The organism is Tritonibacter sp. SIMBA_163, from assembly GCF_046535935.1.
GTDB lineage: Bacteria > Pseudomonadota > Alphaproteobacteria > Rhodobacterales > Rhodobacteraceae > Epibacterium > Epibacterium scottomollicae.
In genome coordinates this window covers 1-400 of sequence record NZ_JAWJBP010000146.1, presented here as the reverse complement: position 1 = coordinate 400, position 400 = coordinate 1, and the positions used below count along the sequence as shown (strand labels likewise).

Below are 400 nucleotides of genomic sequence, written 5' to 3'. Positions count from 1 at the left end.
ACTCAACAATGGGATTGGAAGATGACCAAAAATGTAGTTGATGACATCTATTTGCTCACCGCTGAGCAGATTGTCGATCTAGGCGTTAAGAAAGACGACCGGACAAAAACCGGCACGATCAGTCTGTTTGCGCAGCAGATGGCTTTTGATTTGACCGGTGGCAAGCTGCCTCTCCTAACGACTAAGAAACTTCACCTGACCTCAATCATTCATGAGCTGATCTGGTTCCTACGAGGCGAGAGCAACATCGCTTACCTCAAAGAGCACGGCGTGCGTATTTGGGATGAATGGGCTGATGAAAATGGCGACCTGGGGCCGGTATACGGCGTTCAGTGGCGTAAGTGGGACGACACCCGCGTCATTCAAGATAGCGAATTGGCCAAATACAAAGAACGCGGCT

Annotated in this window: 1 protein-coding gene; it reads left to right on the top strand. The window is 50.0% G+C overall.

Translation table 11 applies throughout. The annotated features are described in order from the left end of the window. Positions 1–21: 21 nt before the first annotated feature. Positions 22–400 (top strand): thymidylate synthase (locus tag R0J92_RS21835; protein ID WP_411053184.1); only part of this gene is annotated, 379 nt, incomplete at its 3' end.